This window comes from Nostoc sp. ChiQUE01b, from assembly GCF_034531255.1.
In the GTDB taxonomy this organism is placed as follows: Bacteria; Cyanobacteriota; Cyanobacteriia; order Cyanobacteriales; family Nostocaceae; genus Nostoc.
Window position 1 is genome coordinate 41,363 of the sequence record NZ_JAVRBM010000023.1, and the last position, 19,210, is coordinate 60,572.

General features: G+C 39.9%; 17 protein-coding genes, 1 tRNA gene and 1 pseudogene. 6 read left to right on the plus strand and 13 right to left on the minus strand.

Annotation, left to right across the window (positions count from 1 at the left end; all coding sequences use genetic code 11):
- Positions 1-69 precede the first annotated feature (69 nt).
- Positions 70-1,539, plus strand: a complete 1,470-nt coding sequence (locus RMY63_RS17040; RefSeq protein ID WP_322729827.1) for a Fic family protein — start codon at positions 70-72, stop codon at positions 1,537-1,539.
- Between the two features lie 156 nt (positions 1,540-1,695).
- Here the strand turns inward: RMY63_RS17040 and RMY63_RS17045 are convergent, their stop codons facing one another.
- The gene (locus RMY63_RS17045) at positions 1,696-2,475 is read right to left on the minus strand and encodes an adenylate/guanylate cyclase domain-containing protein (protein WP_322729828.1); all 780 of its coding nucleotides are present in this window, start codon (positions 2,473-2,475) and stop codon (positions 1,696-1,698) included.
- A 71-nt stretch (positions 2,476-2,546) separates the two neighbouring features.
- Between RMY63_RS17045 and RMY63_RS17050 the strand changes: the two genes are divergently transcribed.
- The 3 genes from RMY63_RS17050 to RMY63_RS17060 all read left to right on the plus strand — a co-directional run bounded on the left by RMY63_RS17050 (position 2,547) and on the right by RMY63_RS17060 (position 6,262).
- On the plus strand, positions 2,547-4,283 hold the full coding sequence (locus tag RMY63_RS17050) for a hypothetical protein (protein WP_322729829.1): 1,737 nt from the start codon (positions 2,547-2,549) through the stop codon (positions 4,281-4,283).
- Between the two features lie 37 nt (positions 4,284-4,320).
- On the plus strand, positions 4,321-4,512 hold the full coding sequence (locus RMY63_RS17055) for a hypothetical protein (RefSeq protein WP_322729830.1): 192 nt from the start codon (positions 4,321-4,323) through the stop codon (positions 4,510-4,512).
- Positions 4,513-4,897: 385 nt separating this feature from the next.
- Entirely contained in the window at positions 4,898-6,262 is a 1,365-nt protein-coding gene (locus tag RMY63_RS17060) for a calcium-binding protein (protein ID WP_322729831.1), read from the plus strand.
- A 105-nt stretch (positions 6,263-6,367) separates the two neighbouring features.
- On the opposite strand, the gene hypB is transcribed toward RMY63_RS17060, so the two are convergent.
- From hypB to RMY63_RS17115, 11 genes are all read right to left on the minus strand, one after another.
- Positions 6,368-7,225 (minus strand): hydrogenase nickel incorporation protein HypB, encoded by an 858-nt coding sequence (gene hypB, locus RMY63_RS17065; protein ID WP_322729832.1) that lies wholly within the window; start codon positions 7,223-7,225, stop codon positions 6,368-6,370.
- Complete coding sequence (locus tag RMY63_RS17070; protein WP_322729833.1) at positions 7,216-7,557, minus strand: hydrogenase maturation nickel metallochaperone HypA; 342 nt, start codon at positions 7,555-7,557, stop codon at positions 7,216-7,218. The genes hypB and RMY63_RS17070 overlap by 10 nt, the downstream gene beginning before the upstream one ends.
- A 20-nt stretch (positions 7,558-7,577) precedes the next feature.
- A complete protein-coding gene (gene hypE / locus RMY63_RS17075; protein WP_322729834.1) occupies positions 7,578-8,681 on the minus strand; it encodes a hydrogenase expression/formation protein HypE in 1,104 nt (367 codons plus the stop codon).
- A gap of 59 nt (positions 8,682-8,740) precedes the next feature.
- Complete coding sequence (gene hypD, locus RMY63_RS17080) at positions 8,741-9,919, minus strand: hydrogenase formation protein HypD (RefSeq protein WP_322729835.1); 1,179 nt, start codon at positions 9,917-9,919, stop codon at positions 8,741-8,743.
- Positions 9,920-10,005: 86 nt separating this feature from the next.
- Positions 10,006-10,263, minus strand: a complete 258-nt coding sequence (locus RMY63_RS17085; protein ID WP_322729836.1) for a HypC/HybG/HupF family hydrogenase formation chaperone — start codon at positions 10,261-10,263, stop codon at positions 10,006-10,008.
- Positions 10,264-10,343: 80 nt separating this feature from the next.
- The gene (gene hypF, locus RMY63_RS17090) at positions 10,344-12,740 is read right to left on the minus strand and encodes a carbamoyltransferase HypF (RefSeq protein ID WP_322729875.1); all 2,397 of its coding nucleotides are present in this window, start codon (positions 12,738-12,740) and stop codon (positions 10,344-10,346) included.
- Between the two features lie 27 nt (positions 12,741-12,767).
- Positions 12,768-13,982, minus strand: a complete 1,215-nt coding sequence (locus RMY63_RS17095; RefSeq protein WP_322729837.1) for a hypothetical protein — start codon at positions 13,980-13,982, stop codon at positions 12,768-12,770.
- A gap of 747 nt (positions 13,983-14,729) precedes the next feature.
- Positions 14,730-15,575, minus strand: coding sequence for a NifU family protein (locus RMY63_RS17100; protein ID WP_322729876.1), 846 nt, complete (start codon positions 15,573-15,575; stop codon positions 14,730-14,732).
- Between the two features lie 49 nt (positions 15,576-15,624).
- The gene (locus tag RMY63_RS17105; protein WP_322729838.1) at positions 15,625-15,849 is read right to left on the minus strand and encodes a hypothetical protein; all 225 of its coding nucleotides are present in this window, start codon (positions 15,847-15,849) and stop codon (positions 15,625-15,627) included.
- Between the two features lie 8 nt (positions 15,850-15,857).
- Positions 15,858-16,124 (minus strand): hypothetical protein, encoded by a 267-nt coding sequence (locus tag RMY63_RS17110; protein ID WP_322729839.1) that lies wholly within the window; start codon positions 16,122-16,124, stop codon positions 15,858-15,860.
- Between the two features lie 105 nt (positions 16,125-16,229).
- Positions 16,230-17,204 (minus strand): hypothetical protein, encoded by a 975-nt coding sequence (locus tag RMY63_RS17115; protein WP_322729877.1) that lies wholly within the window; start codon positions 17,202-17,204, stop codon positions 16,230-16,232.
- A gap of 673 nt (positions 17,205-17,877) precedes the next feature.
- On the opposite strand from RMY63_RS17115, the pseudogene RMY63_RS17120 reads away from it, so the two are divergent.
- Positions 17,878-18,076: pseudogene (locus tag RMY63_RS17120) on the plus strand (hypothetical protein); the annotation flags it as partial.
- A 21-nt stretch (positions 18,077-18,097) separates the two neighbouring features.
- Here RMY63_RS17120 and RMY63_RS17125 read toward each other — a convergent pair.
- Positions 18,098-18,171 (minus strand) — tRNA-Pro (locus tag RMY63_RS17125).
- A 136-nt stretch (positions 18,172-18,307) separates the two neighbouring features.
- Between RMY63_RS17125 and lipA the strand changes: the two genes are divergently transcribed.
- On the plus strand, positions 18,308-19,192 hold the full coding sequence (gene lipA, locus RMY63_RS17130) for a lipoyl synthase (protein WP_322729840.1): 885 nt from the start codon (positions 18,308-18,310) through the stop codon (positions 19,190-19,192).
- The last annotated feature ends 18 nt before the right edge of the window (positions 19,193-19,210 follow it).

The following is a 19,210-nucleotide window of genomic DNA, read 5'->3' on the forward strand; positions in this document are numbered from 1 at the left end:
GGGTGTTGAAATTTTACAGGAGTTACAATATAATCCTTGTTTTATTGTTATCCAGATAACTCAGAGTGTATGCACTGGCAACCTATAGATAATTTACCGCAAGATTGGCAAAAATTGGCTAGTTCAGAGCTACCACCATTAGTTACTGTCTGGAATGAACAAGCTGACCGCCTTCGTAACTCTGGTGCATTCAAGATTTTTATGGAAAAGATGCGCCGGGAAATAGCAATTGAAACCGGAATTATAGAGCGACTGTATACAATTGACCGAGGTATTACCCAGTTACTTATTGAGCAGGGTATAAATGAGGCACTAATTCCACATGGAGTTACAGACCGACCTATTAAGCAAGTTGTAGCTTTGATTCAAGATCAAGAAATGGCTATTGAGGGATTATTTGATTTTGTGGGTGGTCAACGTTCTCTTACAACATTTTATGTTAAAGAACTGCATCAGTTGCTTACTAAAAATCAGACTCATACAGAAGGGTTAGATCAATCCACAGGAAAAATTACTAGTGTTCCTCTAATCCGAGGTGATTGGAAGAAGTGGCCTAATAATCCATTGAGAACAGATGGTTCCATTGATGAGTACTGTCCACCAGAACAGGTAGCATCTGAGATGGATAATCTCATTCAATGGCATCATCAACATCAAGAAAATCAAGTTGCGCCAGAAGTTGAAGCTGCATGGCTACACCATCGATTTACTCAAATTCATCCATTTCAAGATGGAAATGGGCGAGTTGCTCGCTGTCTTGGTAGCCTAGTTTTTATACAGGCTAGATGGTTTCCTCTTGTACTTACTCGTGATGATCGTTCAGCTTATATTGCATCTTTAGAACAAGCAGATCAAGGCGAACTTTCTGGTTTGATTCACTTGTTTGCTAAAAGTCAGAAACAGTCATTTATCCGCAGTCTTGGCTTGTCAGAACAAATCCTGTCAGAAACAAGGCAGACTCGTACTATCCTCGCATCTATTACTGATAAACTTAAACAGCGTCAGTTCTCGTCCATTCCAGAACGATGTCAAAAAGCTGAGAGATTTGCCGAAAATTTGTTTAACATAGCATCCAATCAGTTGCAAAATATTTCTGAAGAAATCAAGCTATCTGTACAAAATTTAGTAGAAGATCCTCAAGTTTTTACAGTATCAGCTTCAGCCAGGGACGAGCGTTCATATTATCATCGTTATCAAATTGTGGAGACAGCAAAACAGCAAGGTTACTTCGCTAATCTCCAAAGCTATCACAGTTGGGTGCAATTGGTTATTATAGTAGAAAAAATACCGACAGTGATATTGTTGTCATTTCATGTTCTGGGACGGGAATATTTAGGTTTACTGGTATGTTCTGTATGTGCTTATCACAGGGATGAGACAGAAGAAGGTGATCGCAATATTAGTGATATTCAACCATTAACTGAGTCACCATTTCAATTTTCTTATGCAGATGAAGAAGATAACTTGGTGAAACGTTTCAATGAGTGGTTAGAAGAAGCTACTATTACAGGACTTGAATACTGGAATAGTAGCCTGTAACTCAATGGGCAAAGCTCGTAAAAGGTTATAAATTTAAACCAGATTTTTACCCAAAGCTTTGCCCAAATTATGGTGTTTACTTCAATTTGTCGTTCCGCCTGTATCTTTGTTAAAGGGAAGCAAAGTTATGCTACGATGTAATAATTTGTCTGCTGCTTAATTATTTTTTTGATAAATCATCTGATACAGCTTATCAAATTGAGTTACGACTGCTGGAGGAACAGATGTAAAATGAATATAAAACCTGCCTACATCTGCCAGTTTTTCTAAGACTTTGGCATAGATATCTTCACTCAATTGTGATGAGTTATTAGATGTTAAAAAATTTATTTTAATATTAGTTAAATTAGGTGGTACTTCATTGGTAGTATCTACTTGTATTTCTGCTCCTTTTGCTGATAGTTTGACTAACCTCCCATAAAATACCGTATTACTCATTTGCTTGTCATGCAGAATAGTGTATAAAAGCAGAATTTCTTGAGGAACAGGGAAAAATATTTCTTCTTCTTTGAGTAAATAAAGATTGTATCGTCCACGCACACCATATACTTCGTAAATGGTAATTGGTTGGCTCATACCTTTCGGCTGAACTTGCTTTTCTCCAATAATTTTGACGCTTGACCCGACTTCTTTGAAAGTCTGCTCTGAAATGAGAATTTGACCGCCACTAGTATATGACTCAATTCGATATGTGAGATTTACTTGACTACCTACAATTCCATATTTAGTCCGCTTCTCGGAACCAATATTGCCGACTATAACTTCACCCGTGTTAATACCAATCCCCATTTCTAATGGTGGCCAGCCGAGGGTTTTCATCTTTTCATTAACGCCACCCATTGCTAATTGCATAGCACAGGCGCAGGTAACGGCTCTGAGGGCATCATCTTCTTTAGCGATTGGGGCACCAAATAGTACCAGAATACCATCCCCCATAAACTCATCATCAGCAAGAAATTGATTATCCAGAAACCGTTGAAGGCAAAATTTCGCGTCTGCTGAATTATTTGCGATCGCAGCGTTGTTTAGTAATTTTTGATAATGTTGAAACCATCTTACAACACAACGATAAATCTAAATCATCTTATATCGAAGGCTATGAAGCTTATGGCGAAATATTTAGACAAATAGGAGAAATTCGCCATCAAAGCTGTTTAGTTATAACAAGTCGAGATCAGCCTCCAGAAATTCGCCTTTTAGAAGGAGCAAGCTTACCCGTTCGAGCTTTTCAATTGAGCGGATTGCAGAAAACAGAAGCACAACAACTTTTACAGTTAAAAGGTAATTTCCAAGGTTCAAAAGAAGAATGGAATCGTTTAGTTGAAGGTTATGCAGCAAATCCCTTAGCATTGAAAATTATTGCAACAACGATTCAAAAATTATTTGATGGCAGTATTTCTGATTTTCTTAAACAGGAAACGTTAGTTATTGGGAATATTCGCAATCTAATTTCTCAACAATTTGAACGGCTTTCTGAATCTGAGAAAACAGTTATTTATTGGCTTGCTATCTATCGTGATTCTGCTTCATTTGCGGAACTGCGATCGGATATCTTTCCACCTATATCACCACAGAATTTAATTGAAGTTCTAGAATCCTTAGAGCAGCGCTCTCTAATTGAGAAAAGCAAGCTGACACTGATTGCAAAACATCGGGCACAGTTTTCACTTCAGCCGATGGTAATGGAATATGTCACCGAGAAATTAGTTGCTCAAGTTTGTCAAGAAATCTTGGCAGGTTTAGAAGCGAATGCCGACCAAAAAAATTTGCTGTTCAAAACTCATGCGTTACTCAGAGCTACTGCACAAGACTATGTGCGAGAAACACAAGTTCGTTTCATCCTGAAGCCTATTCTTGAACGCTTATTATTAGATCGCTTATTAATAGAAGTTAGTGAAAAATTCACAATTGAGAACCTACTCACTCAATGTTTGAACAAGCTACGAGGTATATCGTCACTCAAAACTGGATATGCAGGCGGTAATATTTTAAATTTACTTTGTCAACTGCAATCAACTTTAACTAACTACGATTTTTCAAATTTAACGATTTGGCAAGCCTATTTACAAGATGTGAATTTGCATAATGTTAATTTTGAATCTTCTGATTTGAGTCAGTGTGTTTTTGCTGAAACCTTTGGTATGGTGTTTGCTGGTATTGCTTTTAGCCCAGATGGAACATTATTAGCTATAGGAGATGCAGAAGGTGAGCTTCGTCTTTGGGAAGTTGCAACTGGGAAACTTGTTGTCAATTTTGCCGGACATTTAGGTTGGGTTTGGTCAGTTGCTTTTAGTCCAGATGGGCAAATCCTCAGTAGCGCTAGTGAAGATGAAACAGTTCGTCTGTGGTCAGTTGATACAGGTGAATGTCTCAATATATTTCAGGGACACAGTAACAGTGTTTGGTCAGTTGCTTTTAGTCCAGAAGGTGATATTTTGGCAGGTAGCAGCTTAGATCAAACAGTGAGAATTTGGGATAGGCATACAGGGGTTTGCCTGAAAGTACTGCCTGTCATGACTCATGCGATGCGATCGGCGATCGCATTTGGCAACTTTACAGAATATTATGCGATCGCTAGCGGCAGCCAAAACGGAACTATTCAGATTTGGGATGCCCAAACGGGCGAATCTTTAAAAATACTCAATCCTGACAGACCCTATCAAGGAACCAATATCACAAACGTAACAGGAATCACGACGGCTCAAAAAGATGTCCTCAAAGCTCTAGGTGCTTTCGAGATTTGAGTCAGAAATTATATAAACAATAGCCGATGCAATCAAGGTGCAAGTCGATGCAATCAATGTGCAAGTCGATGCAATCAATGTGCAAGTCGATGCAATCAATGTGCAGGTCGATGCAATCAATGTGCAGGTCGATGCAATCAATGTGCAAGTCGATGCAATCAATGTGCAGGTCAAAAGAATTATATGTCAATACATACAGTTCAGAATGAGCAACAAAACCCTCATGTAGAGACGCGATTTATCGCGTCTTCAAAAACCAATCATCTATAGGACTATGATTTGATTGCGTGAAAAAACTCCCTACAACTCGAAAAGCCTTCAGCCCTATTCCCTACTCCCTACTCCCCACTCCCCAGCTGTACACCGTAGAGAGAAGTTTTCCAGATACCGTACTTGTCCTCTTCTTCGACCTTAATTTTTTAGAAAAATTCGACTTAATTATCTCCTTAATTTTCCATAACTTATCTCCATCGACGCGATCGAACAACAAACCTAAAGTAAAGGAGTCCTGAAAAACGAAAGGGTAAAGCACCCAAAAACAGGATATTTACCGGCTTAAAACGAGGCTTATCGCCTCATCGAAAACATTATTCAAGAATTAAGGAGAAATTCAAATGGGAACATACACTGGTAATAATTTTAACAACAATTTTACAGCTGACGATGATGGACAATCTTGGTTGCTCTCTGGAAAAGGAGGCGATGACTACCTAGCGGGTAAATCTCAGAACGACACAATTTATGGCGATGAAGGTAATGACAACCTATTTGGTGGAGCTGGTAACGATAGCCTATATGGTGGAATCGGCTTTGATACCCTCAATGGCGGCGATGGCAATGACAGAATATTTGACACAGATGGTATTGTCGATGGTGGTGCTGGCGCTGATACTCTAATTGCAGACTACAGCAAGTTTGACAACGGTTTTGGTGTTGAAGTGGCATTCCAACGTCAAAATGCCATCTTCAGCCGCTTGACTGGGAATCCCGTACTCAACTACAGCAATATTGAGCGATTTGAAATTACAGGTACACAATACGGCGATGTACTGCGTGGTGCTGCTGGCAATGACATCCTCAATGGTGGTGCTGGTGATGACACGCTGATTGGTGGTGCTGGCTATGATACCCTCAATGGTGGCGATGGTAATGACAGAATCACTGATACAGATGGTATTGTTAATGGTGGTGCTGGCACTGATACCCTAGTTGCAGACTACAGCAAGTTTGACAACGGTTTTGGTGTTGAAGTGGCATTCCAACGTCAAAATGCCATCTTCAGCCGCTTGAATGGGGATAATCCCGTACTCAACTACAGCAATATTGAGCGATTTGAAATTACAGGCACAAAATACAATGATGTATTGCGTGGTACTGCTGGCGATGACATCCTCAATGGCGGTGCTGGTGATGACCTGCTGTTTGGCAGTCCTGGCAATGATACTTTCAACGGTGGTGCTGGCACTGATACTCTAATTGCAGACTACAGCCAGTTTAACAACGGTGCTGGTGTTGTCCAAAATCAAAATGCCATCTTGAGCAGCTTTACTGGCAAATCTGTACTCAATTTCAGCAATATTGAGCGATTTGAAATTACAGGCACACAATACAGCGATGTACTGCGTGGTGCTGCTGACATTGACATCCTCAATGGTGGTGCTGGTGATGACGCGCTGTTTGGTGGTGCTGGCAATGATCTCCTCGTTGGCGGGGCTGGCAATGATATTCTAACTGGTGGTACTGGTGCTGATCAGTTTGTTTTCAATTCTAAGGTTGAAGGACTTGACGTTATCAAGGACTTCAATTGGGTGGAAGGTGACAAGATTCAGATTTCTAAAATTGGATTTGGTACTACTGACTTCAGTGGTTTCAGCTACAATGAGGTAACTGGTGGGTTGTTATTCCAAGGAAGTCAATTTGCGACTCTTGAGAATAAGCCTGCTAATTTCGCAGTTAATTTAGACATCCAGCTTATCTAGAATTTTGGAGAAATTAGTCTGACAAGTTCATAATTTGAACCCGACAAACTTACACCCGGAAATTATTTTTAACTTCCGGGTGTAATTTTTTTATTGTCAAGTCATTCATGACTGTATGGTAGGGTATGGTGCGAATTTAGACAGCAAACTTTCAGTTATCCATTTATACCAGTTCTCTAACCCAGCACCAGTAGTTGCAGAAACCTGAAAAATCTGAATTTGGGGATTTACTTGCATAGCATATTCTATGCACTTTTGAACATCAAAATCTACATAAGGCAGTAAATCAATTTTAGTGAGAATCATAATATCACTAGCACGAAACATGTGGGGATATTTTATCGGCTTATCTTCTCCCTCCGTGACGGAGAGAATCACGACTTTTGCATTTTCTCCTAAATCAAATAAGGCTGGACAAACCAAATTCCCCACATTTTCAATCATCACAACTGAATTTAGTGGCGGATTCAGTTGTTGTAAACCCCTGTCTATCATTGATGCATCTAAATGACAGCCTGTTCCGGTATTGATTTGGATGACTTTAGAACCAGTTTCTTTAATTTTTTTGGCATCGTTAGCAGTTTCTTGGTCGCCTTCAATGACACTAATAGATAATTGATGTTTTAAATCATTGATGGTGCGAGTCAAAAGAGTTGTTTTCCCTGCACCGGGAGAACTCATTAAATTTAAGGCGAGAATATTTCGCCCTTTAAACCATCCCCGATTTTGGGCAGCTATCAAGTTATTCTTTGCCAATATATCTTGTTCTAAAGATATTGTTGTATTATGTATTTTGGCATGAATTTGAGACGCTTCTATATGAGTGTCGTGACTGTGAGAATGAGTGATGACAGTACCATCTGATAAAGTGTGAGTATGATGATGATGGTTATGTTCAGCTTCACCTGTTTCCAAATTGGTAATTTTAGTTTCGCCATCAGAACAACCGCAAGTTACACACATAATTCCTCTATTTCTATTTCTTTAATTTTAAGTTCTTCACCAGTAATTAAATCTAATTGCACGCTACTGCAATTACAAATTCCAAATGGTTTATCTAAATAAACTTCTGCACCGCATTGGCGACATCGCCCTAATCCAGGAATTTCTAAAATTTCTAATGTCGCCCCTGCTAAAACTGTGCCTTGAGTGCAAATATCAAAACAAAATCGGATAGCATCGGGCATGATGGCTGAAAGTTTGCCGATTTCTAATAAAACTCGCTGCACTTTTGCGCCTTTGGCCTGTTCAGCTACAATTGCCACAATATTTTGGGTAATTCCAAATTCGTGCATATTATAAAATCTATGAAATATTAACAAATTCGTGGTAGTTGGTCGCCTACTAACATATCAACAATCCTTTCAGCACCAAAAACTGTTTTTAACAATACGATACCTGGGGGTGAAGGAATAACTTCGCCAATAATACAAGCATCTTTGCCTGCTGGGTGTAATTTCATAGCTGATAAAACAGTTTCTGCATATTTAGCTGCTACCACCACAACTAACTTACCTTCATTAGCTAAATATAACGGGTCTAAACCGAGAATTTCGCAAACTCCATTCACTTCTTCGCGCACTGGGATAGATTCTTCAAAGAGACGAATTCCTATATTAGAACTGAGGGCGAATTCATTTAGTACTGTAGCTAAACCACCGCGTGTAGCATCTCGCATAGCATGAATTTGGGGACAGACATGGAGAATAGTTTTTACTAAACTATGCAACGGCTGACAATCACTTTCAATATTAGTTTCTAAGGCTAATTCCCCACGGGCAATTAAAATTGCAGCCCCATGATTGCCTATTTCACCATTAATTATTACGGCATCTCCAGGTTTAATATTGTGGGCGGAAATACTAATTCCTCGTGGGATGACACCAATACCAGCAGTATTAATAAAGAGTTTATCGGCAGCACCGCGATGTACAACTTTTGTGTCACCAGTAACAATTTGAATACCAGCTTCTTTTGCGGCTGCTTTCATACTGGCTGCGACTCGCCGTAATGTTTCTACTGGTAATCCTTCTTCTAAAATAACGCTACAAGTTAGATATAAAGGTTTAGCACCACTGACAGCTAAATCATTAACTGTACCGTTTATGGCTAATTCTCCTATATCACTACCGGGAAAAAATAAGGGGTCTACTACATAAGAATCTGTTGTAAATGCGAGTCTATCTCCTTGTTGGAGGAGAGGGGCTAAGTTGAAGCTGGCTTGGTCTTCTAGTTGTGAGAGAATTGGGTTATCAAAATTACTGACAAAGATATCGTCTATTAAATCACGCATGGCTTTACCACCGCTACCATGTGCGAGAGTTATATGAGTGTCTTGCACTTTAGTTTGGCGACGAGGGACTTTTTTTATACTTTGAAATAGGGGATTTTGTATTGAGTTTGTGGGGAAAATGTTCATATTAAAATTTTTTTTAACGCAAAGGGACGCAGAGGGAAGCGCAGAGGTACGCTGAGTATTTAGTCTGAGGAGAAGCCGCAGGCGGGGAGAGGTTCTTGAGTGATTTTTGGTTTTTGGGTGATTGTTCTTTTGGCAATGGTGGAGAGTCGCCCATATTTGTAATAGGCTGCACAAGCGCCTTCGGAAGATACCATACAAGTACCGATTGGTGTTTCTGGTGTGCAAGCTGTACCGAATACTTTGCACTCCCAAGGCTTTAAGACTCCTTTGAGGATTTCTCCACATTTGCAAGCTTTATGGTCGGCTATTTTGAGGTTAGGAATGGTAAATTTAAGTTCGGCATCAAATTGGGCATATTCAGGTTGAATTTGTAATCCTGAATAAGGAATGTCACCTAAGCCGCGCCAATCGAAATTATCTCGCACGGCGAAAACTTTGTTTATGGCTTGTATGGCTACTGTATTCCCGCTTTTTTCTACAATTCGGTTATATTGGTTTTCAACTTCACAACGATTTTCTACTAGCTGTTGCAATAGCATCCAAATTGATTGGAGAATATCTAAGGGTTCAAATCCTGAGACAACTATTGGCTTATTATATTGTTGGGAAATAAATTGATATGGGTCAGTGCCAATTACCATGCTGACGTGGCCAGGCCCAACAAATCCATCCAGTTGCAAGTCGGGATTATCTAATAGTGCTTTAAGGGCGGGAATCACAAGGACGTGATTGGAAAACATACTAAAGTTATGAATTTTTTCGGCTGCTGCTTGCAGAATGGTGAAGGCGGTGCTGGGGGCTGTGGTTTCAAAGCCTAATGCAAAGAAGACTACTTCTTTGTCGGGGTTATCTCTGGCAATTTGCAGGCTGTCTAAGGGAGAGTACACCATACGGATGTCTGCACCTTCTGCCCTGGCTTGCAGTAAACTCGTTTTGGAACCAGGAACTCGCACTGCGTCGCCAAAGGTGGCAAAAATGACGTTATGATTTTGAGAGATGGTGATCGCATCATCTAATCTCCCTTTTGGCATTACGCATACTGGACAACCAGGCCCATGAATTAGTTCAATGGCTTGGGGTAAAATTTCTTCGATACCATATTTAAAAATAGAATGGGTATGTCCGCCACATACTTCCATGATTTTGATAGGTTTTTCTAGTCGATGGCATAAATTTGCGATTTCGTGGCATAAGGCTTCAGCTTTTTCCGGTTCGCGGAATTCGTCAACATATTTCATAGGTAATAGGAAGTAGTTTTATTGCCTGACGCAAAGGCGCAAAGAAAAAAGCAAATACTAAGTTAGAAAAGTAGTAAGTTACTTTTTTAGTAAGTATTATTTGTTGCTGTTACTAATTCTTGCAATAATTCTAATGTTTCCGCCGCTTCTTGTTCGTTAATCCGATTCATAGCAAAGCCAACATGTACTAATACCCAATCACCAATACAATCTTCGGGAGGATGTTGTTCATCTACGATACAAGCAATATTTACTTGCCGCTTAACACCACCAATGTTAACTGTGGCTAATTTATGGTTAACGTCGGTAATTTCTATAATTTGTCCGGGAATTCCTAAGCACATTTTTATTTTTTAAGATAAATTAACCACAGAGGCAAGAGAGACGCAGAGAGAATTATTTGTAAGAACAATTTTGTCAAACATCAAGACTCATGTATTAATTGTGCGGCTGCAATAACTGCTTGTCCTAAAGATAAACCGCCGTCGTTAGCTGGAACTAAGCTGTGAGTAAGTACTTTTATTCCCAATGTTTGTAATCGTTTGGTAACTTGCTCTAACAATATACAATTTTGAAATACTCCTCCTGTTAGGGCTACCTGATAAATCAGATTTTCTTGACTAAGATGCTTAACCATTTCCGCAATCGCATGAGCTAAACCTTGATGAAATTTGGCGGCTAGAATCGGTTGGGGAATTTGCTGCTGTAAGTCATTGAGCAAGGCTAGCCACATTGGACGTGGGTCTATACGATAAATACTATCTGAAAAGCTAAAAATAAAAGGATATATTAGCGCTTCTTTATCATTATTTAAGCTACTAACATCTACTATAGCTTCCATTGCGATCGCAGCTTGTCCTTCATAGCTACATTCATCTCTATAAATACCGATAGCCGCCGCCACTGCATCGAACAATCGCCCCACTGAAGAAGCTGGAAGAGAGTTAATCCCTTTCTCTATAAGTTGATTGAGTAGCTTAATTGGCTTGTTTATCAAAAACTTAAATATTTCTAAATCAGCATACTTTTGTTCGCAATCATCCCAAAGGTTAGCAGCTACTAGTTGAGCATAAGTATTACGCCAAGGCTGATAAATTGCTTGTTCACCACCAACCATTGCTACTGGTTTAAATGTTGCTAGTCGTTTGAATTTTCGGTAATCTGCTAAAAGAAATTCTCCACCCCAAAGTGTGCCATCGTCGCCGTAACCTAAACCATCTAAAGCAATGCCTAATATTGGAGGTGAATCTAAGGGAATACCATTTTCTGCCATGCAAGCGGCGATATGAGCGTGATGATGTTGAATTGGATAAATTTTGATTTGATTTGTGTCTGCAAGTTCTTTACCAAGTTTGCTTGAGAGATATTCAGGATGTTTATCAATGGCGATTACTTCTGGTTGATGCTCAAATAAATTTAAGTATAAATTTAAACTTTCTTGGTAAGCGTTGAAAGTGGCAGCATTTTCTAAATCTCCTAAATGTTGAGAGAGAATTGCTTCTCCTTCACGCAATAGGCAAAAGGTATTTTTTAACTCACTGCCCATTGCTAAAATTTGCGGTACTTTGTGAAATCCCAGTGGTAAACTAATTGATGCTGGTGCATATCCTCTAGCACGGCGAATTGTTTGAGCTTTATCACCCATAACACGCACAATCGAATCATCTACCCGATTAATAATCTCTCGATTGTGCAAGATAAAATAATCAGCGATTGTCCCTAATTTTTCCCTTGCTTCGTCATTATCAATACATTGTGGTTCATCAGCAAGATTACCACTTGTTAAAACAATTGGGCGATTCATCCGCCGCAGAATTAAATGATGCAACGGCGTATAAGGTAACATAAAACCAAGGGTATTTTGCCCTGATGCTACCGACGATGCTATAAAGTACTGAGTGAGGAGTGAGGAGTGAGGAGTGAGAAGTTTTTCCTTTATTCCTATTGCTTTCTTCTGTAGCAAAACAATTGGTGCTACGGAACTTGTTAATAATTCTTTTTCTTTGGCGTTGACAATACAATATTGTTCAATTATCTCAATATCCCGCGCCATTAAAGCAAAGGGTTTATGATAGCGCTTTTTTCGCTGACGCAGTTTTTGTACAACGGTTTCCTGTGTTGCATCGCAAGCTAGATGAATACCACCTAACCCCTTAATTGCCACAATCTCACCCTTTTGCAACAAGGTACAAACAGCATCGACATCATCCAACATCGAAAACATGGAAGCAGTAACCGATTTCTCATCAGCACGTTCTAACCAAGCTGCGGGGCCGCAAACATGACAAGCTACAGGTTGGGCGTGAAAACGGCGATTTTCGACATCGTAGTATTCCTTTCCACATTCTGAACACATTGCAAACGCAGACATACTGCTATTGCATCTGTCATAAGGAATGGCACGAATAATACTCAGGCGGGGGCCGCAATGAGTACAGTTAGTAAAGGGATAGCGATAAAAACGGCTAAAGGGGTCGAATATTTCTTGTTGACACTGTGGACAAGTGGCTGCATCAGGGGTAATTTCTGTTGTAATGGCATTATTGATATTACTAGAAATCACGAAATTATCAAATTTAAATTCACCTTCAAAAGGAGTTCTAGTTAGTTGATTAATTCTTGCCAACGGTGGACATTCTGTTTGCAATCTGGCAACAAATTGTGTAATTGCTTCCTCACTACCAGATACCCGAATTAATACACCTTGACCATCATTACAAACATCTCCAGTCAAACCACAGGCTTTAGCAAAACGATAGACAGTAGGGCGAAATCCCACTCCTTGAACAGTACCGCTAACTCTAATTTCTTCAGCCGCCATATAAATTTGACTTTCCAAAATTACGAATTACGAATTATTAAACTGCCACAGCAAAATTCGGTTATTTCCAGAATCAGCTATCACTGCTGTATTACCACAAATTTTTATTCCGTAACACCAATTTAAGCTATCTTGTTTAGGTAGTCCGAAATTACGATTTTCACCTTTACTTTGAAAATTTATTTGTCCTCCTAACCCATCTGCCACTACACCTTGCAATGACAAAATTGATTCTGGCTTTCTCCATCCTAACAACCGGGAATTAGCAGTATCTGCAACTACTAACCAATCCCCAGCCACCCCCACACCATAAGGCATACTCAAACTACTAGCACTAGGATAATAAACTCCTTGATTCATTTCCACAAAATCAAAGCTTTTTTGTCCTAAAACTACTGCACAAGGGGCATTATTTTCTGTTGGTATTCCCTGCCAAATCATCACCCGATGATTACCTGCATCGCTGACAACCAAATTTTCTCCCCAAAGGATAATATCGTGACACCAACGCATACTCGCTGCGGTTGGAGAAGCACCGCCATTTTCATTGCGAGATATCATATCTGGTTGTCCCAAAACTAAATCAGCAGGTTGACCCTTTTCTGTTGGTAAGTGATGCCAAATTAATACCCTGCGATTACCAGTATCAGCAATAAATAGCCGTCCTTGATGATAGAAAACACCATAAGGCCAGTGCATTGTACTCGCAGATGCTTGTTGACTTCCCCGATTTGGTTCATTATCGATAAAATTAGCTTGTCCTAAGACCAAATCTGCTGGAACATTGTTATCTTGTGGTAAGTTTTTCCAAATTAAAACTCGATGATTCCAAGCATCTGCTACCGCTAACCCTTCACCACAAGCACAAATTCCAGTTGGTACACTTAAGGTTGTGTTTCCCGGTGTACTTTTAGCATTTTGTCCTTCATGATAAAAATCAGGTTGTCCAATTACCCAATCAGCAGGTTGGCTATTTATTGTGGGTATTTTTTTCCATCCTAATAATCGATGATGTCCTGTATCTGATACCCATAAAGGACCGGTTTTTGATACTAAACAAGCACCACGAGGCCCAAACATTGTTACGGGACTGGGTGCTACAGGTATGACTAATTGTTCTGGTTCAATAATGTTGCCTAAAATTACCTCTGCACCTTGAGGTGATAGAGGCAAATCTTGAGAAATTTCTGTTGCTTCTAGCGGTAATTGTGATATTGGATTAATTTTGATTGGGATATCCATGAACCGCAAATAGACGCTGATAATTATTTAAAAACATTAATGTTGATTAGCGTGTAACAACAGTAACAGTTTGGCATTATGCTTTTTTCAAATTACAGCAGTTTTCTTTTGGATGAAGTACAAAGTTATGGGTTTTGAGGCAGGAGGTGAAGCAGTGCGGTCTTGGGGGTTTCCCCCATGAGCAACTGCTGAACCCGAAGGGTAGGAGGTAGAAACTCTTCATATCTAATGTTGAGTCTTGCATTTTGTACCTCACTTACTTGCAAACTGCTGTAAGTTAAAACCTTTAATCAACTTGTGTATTAATCAATTTTGAAAAAATCTAGCTAATTTTAGTAATTTTTGCTACATAGCGAATCTTCGGCATGAGTGCGCGATATACTGAAATGAGAAAGCAAACTGGGGTTTGAGAAAGTAAAAGCTCATTTTGCTTGCGGAAAACACCAAAATGAGTAAGTCAAATAACCTTTTGCTTGCGGAAAACACCAAAATGAGTAAGCAAACTGGGGTTTGAATAAGTCAAATGCCATTTTCAGAAAGTAATATGTCTTTTTGCTTTCTCAAAATGCTAAAATCATTACCTAAACTACACAAATGAGAATAAATTCAGAGATATTGAAAAAGCATTCAGGCATTTTGCTTGCACAAGACACTAAGATAAATGCGCGAACTACTGAAATCAAAAAACAAAGTAGCTGTGATTGACTAGTCGCCAAGTATATTTGCTGAAATGTTATCTTCCCATCCTTATTTTTGCAGTTTCACAAAAACCTTATTGTCTTTAATTTTCACGGGATACGACTGAAGCGAAATATCAGGCGCAGTTAAACATTCACCTGTCTCTAATTTGTACTGGAATCCGTGGGAAGGACAGGTAATAATACCATTTTCAATTTTACCCTTTTCTAAGGGAGATCCTAGATGAGTACAAGCATTACAGTAACATTTTATCGTAATACCTTGACGATTTAAAATTAGTGAATTCCCAGCAAGTTGTACTGCCAATACACTAAATTCAGGAACTTCATCAATAGTTGCTACTTTGATCCAAGTACTACTTATTTTGGCAGAAAATGGACTGATTAAACCAGAATTAGCGTTGTTAACAGTAGGGTTGTTATTGACTGCAACTACTTTGGTAATTTCGGGACAATGATTTTTGATTGCTTGTTCTACTCCTTGAGATAAAGTCAAAGTAGAAGCTAGACAATTGCTGCAAGTTCCTATTAATCTGACTTCTACTGTATCTGGAGGTTTAATTGCTACTAGTTCTACATCCCCATTATGGCTTTTTAAACCTGGGCGAACTTCTTCAAGGGCTGTTTGAATTCGCTGTGCTAATGGTGGTTTTGGTGGTTTTACTAGTTCGTGATAAAGCAGCACTGCGTACACTACTTCATCAGTCACAGCATGACGCAAGCCTGACATTGATTCTTGTTTGAGGCTTTTAATTAAATTAGTCAATGCTGCTTTATGCAAAGCTTCAATTGCTCTTTTTAAACCAACTGCTACACACCGTTGGCTTTCATCCCACTCGGATATAATTGCCTCAAAGCGGTTAATTTCCTGAACTAATTCTTCAAGACTGGGCATAGGGAATTGGGCATGGGGCATTGGTTATTCATAAATGACTAATGAAAAATTACTTCATTTTGAAATCTTTGAGGAGAAATGGCATAATCAAGCCTGTGACTAAGCTAGATAATGTTATTGGTAAGTAGAAGGGAATATCGATTTGTGTAAATAACACTAGCACTAACGAACCTACAGCAGTAGCAATAGCAGTTCGCTGAACAAAATACATTGGATCGCGCAGTAATTTTCCTTTGAAAAATAACTTTGCAGAAAACCACCCAATTTCTAACATGTTTACTCCTAATAATTTCTCAATAAATTTAAGATTGCAAACCCTAAGAGAATAGCAGGAATTACACCAGCAGGAGCAAATAATGCCCCAAGCATTGCTGAAAACTGATAGCCGATATCTTTTCCAGCTAACAGCATTCCACCAATAGCACCGCCGATCATAGACAAGGCTGTTGCTATGAGTATCCACACTAATCCTGTTACTATGTTCAAGTCACCATCGGCTAAACTTGTGAGAAAATCTCTCAGAGAAGGGTTTGTTAAAATATCTCTCATGCTGTTTTTTTTCTGATAATTGGGTAAGTGAGGGGATAAAGGAGATGAGGGGGATGAAGAAGACAAGGGGACAAAGAGAATAGCCAATTCCCAATGTCCAATGCCCTATTCCTTATTAACTATTTCTACTTCAATATCTTGTAGGGCTTGAGCTACTATCTCTGCTTGTCCTATTTGTTGGTTTTGCGTAAATATTTCAAAAGCTTGTTGATAGTAAATACGTGCTTGCGAGAGATTTTTAGGATTTCCAAGTTCTGGTTTTTCTGAGTCGTCGGGTAAGTTGAATAAGGCGTTGGCTTTGTTTGAAATTGTGTTAGCGTACTCTAGAGGTGTATCTTTAAGATTACGAACTTTTAGCGCTTCGTCATAAGCTGCGATCGCTCTTAAATTATTCTCCACAGGATGAGAACTCACTAAATATTGCAAAGCGTTACCTAAGTTATTTTGCAACATCGCATATTCTCTAGGATGGTCAATCAAATTAATATGCTTTAGTGCTACCTCAAATGATTGCACAGCTAACCCTTGACGCAAGTATTCCCGTTCTGATGCTAGGGGCATAGAAAGGTAAGCGATCGCAATATTGTTATACAAAATCGCGTATTCCTGGGGATAATCTTCCCAGGTAAACACCCGCAACGCCTCATGATAAGCCTGAATACTGTCAGTTATCCGCGCCAAATTGAACGGTACAAGCGACTGCAACACCAGCCCAAAATTCATCTGTGTCTCTGCTACTTCCTCTGGCAAAGCCAATTGCTGTAAAATCGGTAACGCTTCTTCATAACCGACTTTCGCTTGCATCAACAGTTGGTACTCAACATCCGGTATTGCCTGTAACGTCCCTGCCATTCCTACTTGCGCCCTGGCTTTTAGTAGGGGATACTCCTCACCACACATTTGATATGCCCGGTAATATAACCCAACTGCATTTCGCAAGTCTTGGGTAGCTTTGGGCTTTTTTTGAAAACCCTGTGCGATCTCAATCAGCATTTGGATTTTTTCCTCTGCTGAGGCTGACTCTGAAGCAACAGCTGCTAACGCAGCCTTCACTGCTGAATCTGTAATGCTGGGGGTCATAACTCTGCCGTACTCTAGCCAATTGGGAATTGAGTCCAACACCCATGAATGATCGAGACACGCTTTACGCGTCTCATCACGGGCCATACTGATTTACGCAGGCTTCGAGTCCTTTAGGCGGAATTCCCCTTTTTTGTCTGAGACTAGGATTAGTGACTGGGGGTTAAGGAAGAGTCTTCCCAGTACCCAATCCCTAGTCCCCAATCCCTAAAATATAAAACACCCTATTTCTAAAATTCTAGGGGGAAATTGCTAATATTAATGTCAGCTTTAAACACCTAATATTTTTTAAATACTTTTTGTATCATCATCTTATACAATTTAAATATTTTTTATTGAATTATTGACATACATAATATTTAGTGTACTTTAAATATTCGCCACGGGATCGTCGAAGTGTAAAATACATTCATCAACTGTAAAACAAGCTCCCTTGAATCCCCAGAGACTTAATTCGGTAACAATTACAGCCAAGTTCTTAGTACAGCATTTCATTAATTAGTAGCGAATTCTCCGCGCCTCTCTCCGTTTACCTCAGCGCCCCTACCCTGCAAGAAGGCGTTCGCGTAGCGTCTCGTAGAGAAGCGCCTATGCGTTTAAAGTTCAATCCTCAATTCGCCACGATTTTACGCAAAGCCGTACTTAGCTATAGTTTACATAAGTAAAAGGCGATCAGCGACAACAACAGCACCCAGATTTCTTACGAACGGCACAAAGCTCAGAAACAGAATGTGCCAACCTCCTTTGGTGAATCAGAGTTAGGGCAATATGTAGATAGATTATTAGCAGATGCAATTATTGCGATCGCCAAAACCTATCAAGCAGACAGCATAATTATCCCAAAACTCCGCGATATGCGTAAGCAAATCAGTATTTAATTTGCGAATGTAGAATCGGGATGACTGGATTCGAACCAGCGGCCCCTTCGTCCCGAACGAAGTGCGCTACCAAGCTGCGCTACATCCCGCCAAAAAAACGGCATTATAAATCCAAAATATCACAACCCGTGCCAAATGACAAAATTATATCTATATATAATCACTTCACCAAAGGCTTTGCTTGCTACCATAAAATTTGTACAACTTTAGTGGTAAAAGCGGATTGTGACTGTAAAACCAGACTGGTTGCGGGTGAAAGCACCTCAGCGTGAGCGCATCGGTAACGTTAAAGACATTTTGCGGGATTTAGCCCTCAATACAGTTTGCGAGGAAGCGTCCTGTCCGAATATTGGTGAATGCTTCAACGCTGGGACTGCCACGTTTTTGATTATGGGCCCGGCTTGTACACGCGCTTGTCCGTACTGCGATATTGATTTTGAGAAAAAACCCAAACCACTAGACCCCACAGAACCTACACGACTAGCTCAAGCTGTTCGCCGCCTGAACCTTAATCATGTAGTCATCACTTCTGTAAACCGAGATGACTTGCTTGATGGTGGTGCATCTCAGTTTATGGCGTGTATTGATGCAGTCAACTCTGTTTCACCCAACACCACAATTGAGGTGCTAATTCCTGACTTATGCGGTAATTGGAATGCTCTGGAGTTAATTCTACAAGCTGCGCCAGAGGTATTAAACCACAATACCGAAACTGTTCCACGCCTATATCGCCGGGTGCGTCCCCAAGGAAAGTACGATCGCACATTAGAATTATTGCAACGCACTCGTCAACTTTCTCCTAGCACATACACTAAATCCGGGATCATGGTTGGACTGGGTGAAACTGATGCCGAAATTCGCCAAGTCATGCAAGACTTACGATCTGTGGATTGCGACATTTTGACCATTGGGCAATATCTCCAACCCAGTCAAAAACACTTGCAGGTAAATGAATTTGTCAATCCAGAACAATTTGCTGACTGGAAAGCATTCGGCGATGAAATCGGATTTTTACAAGTCGTTTCTTCACCATTGACAAGAAGCTCATATCATGCAGAACAAGTCAGGGAATTGATGGAACGTTACCCACGCTCAAAAGTTAGGAGTTAGGAATTAGGAGTTATGAGT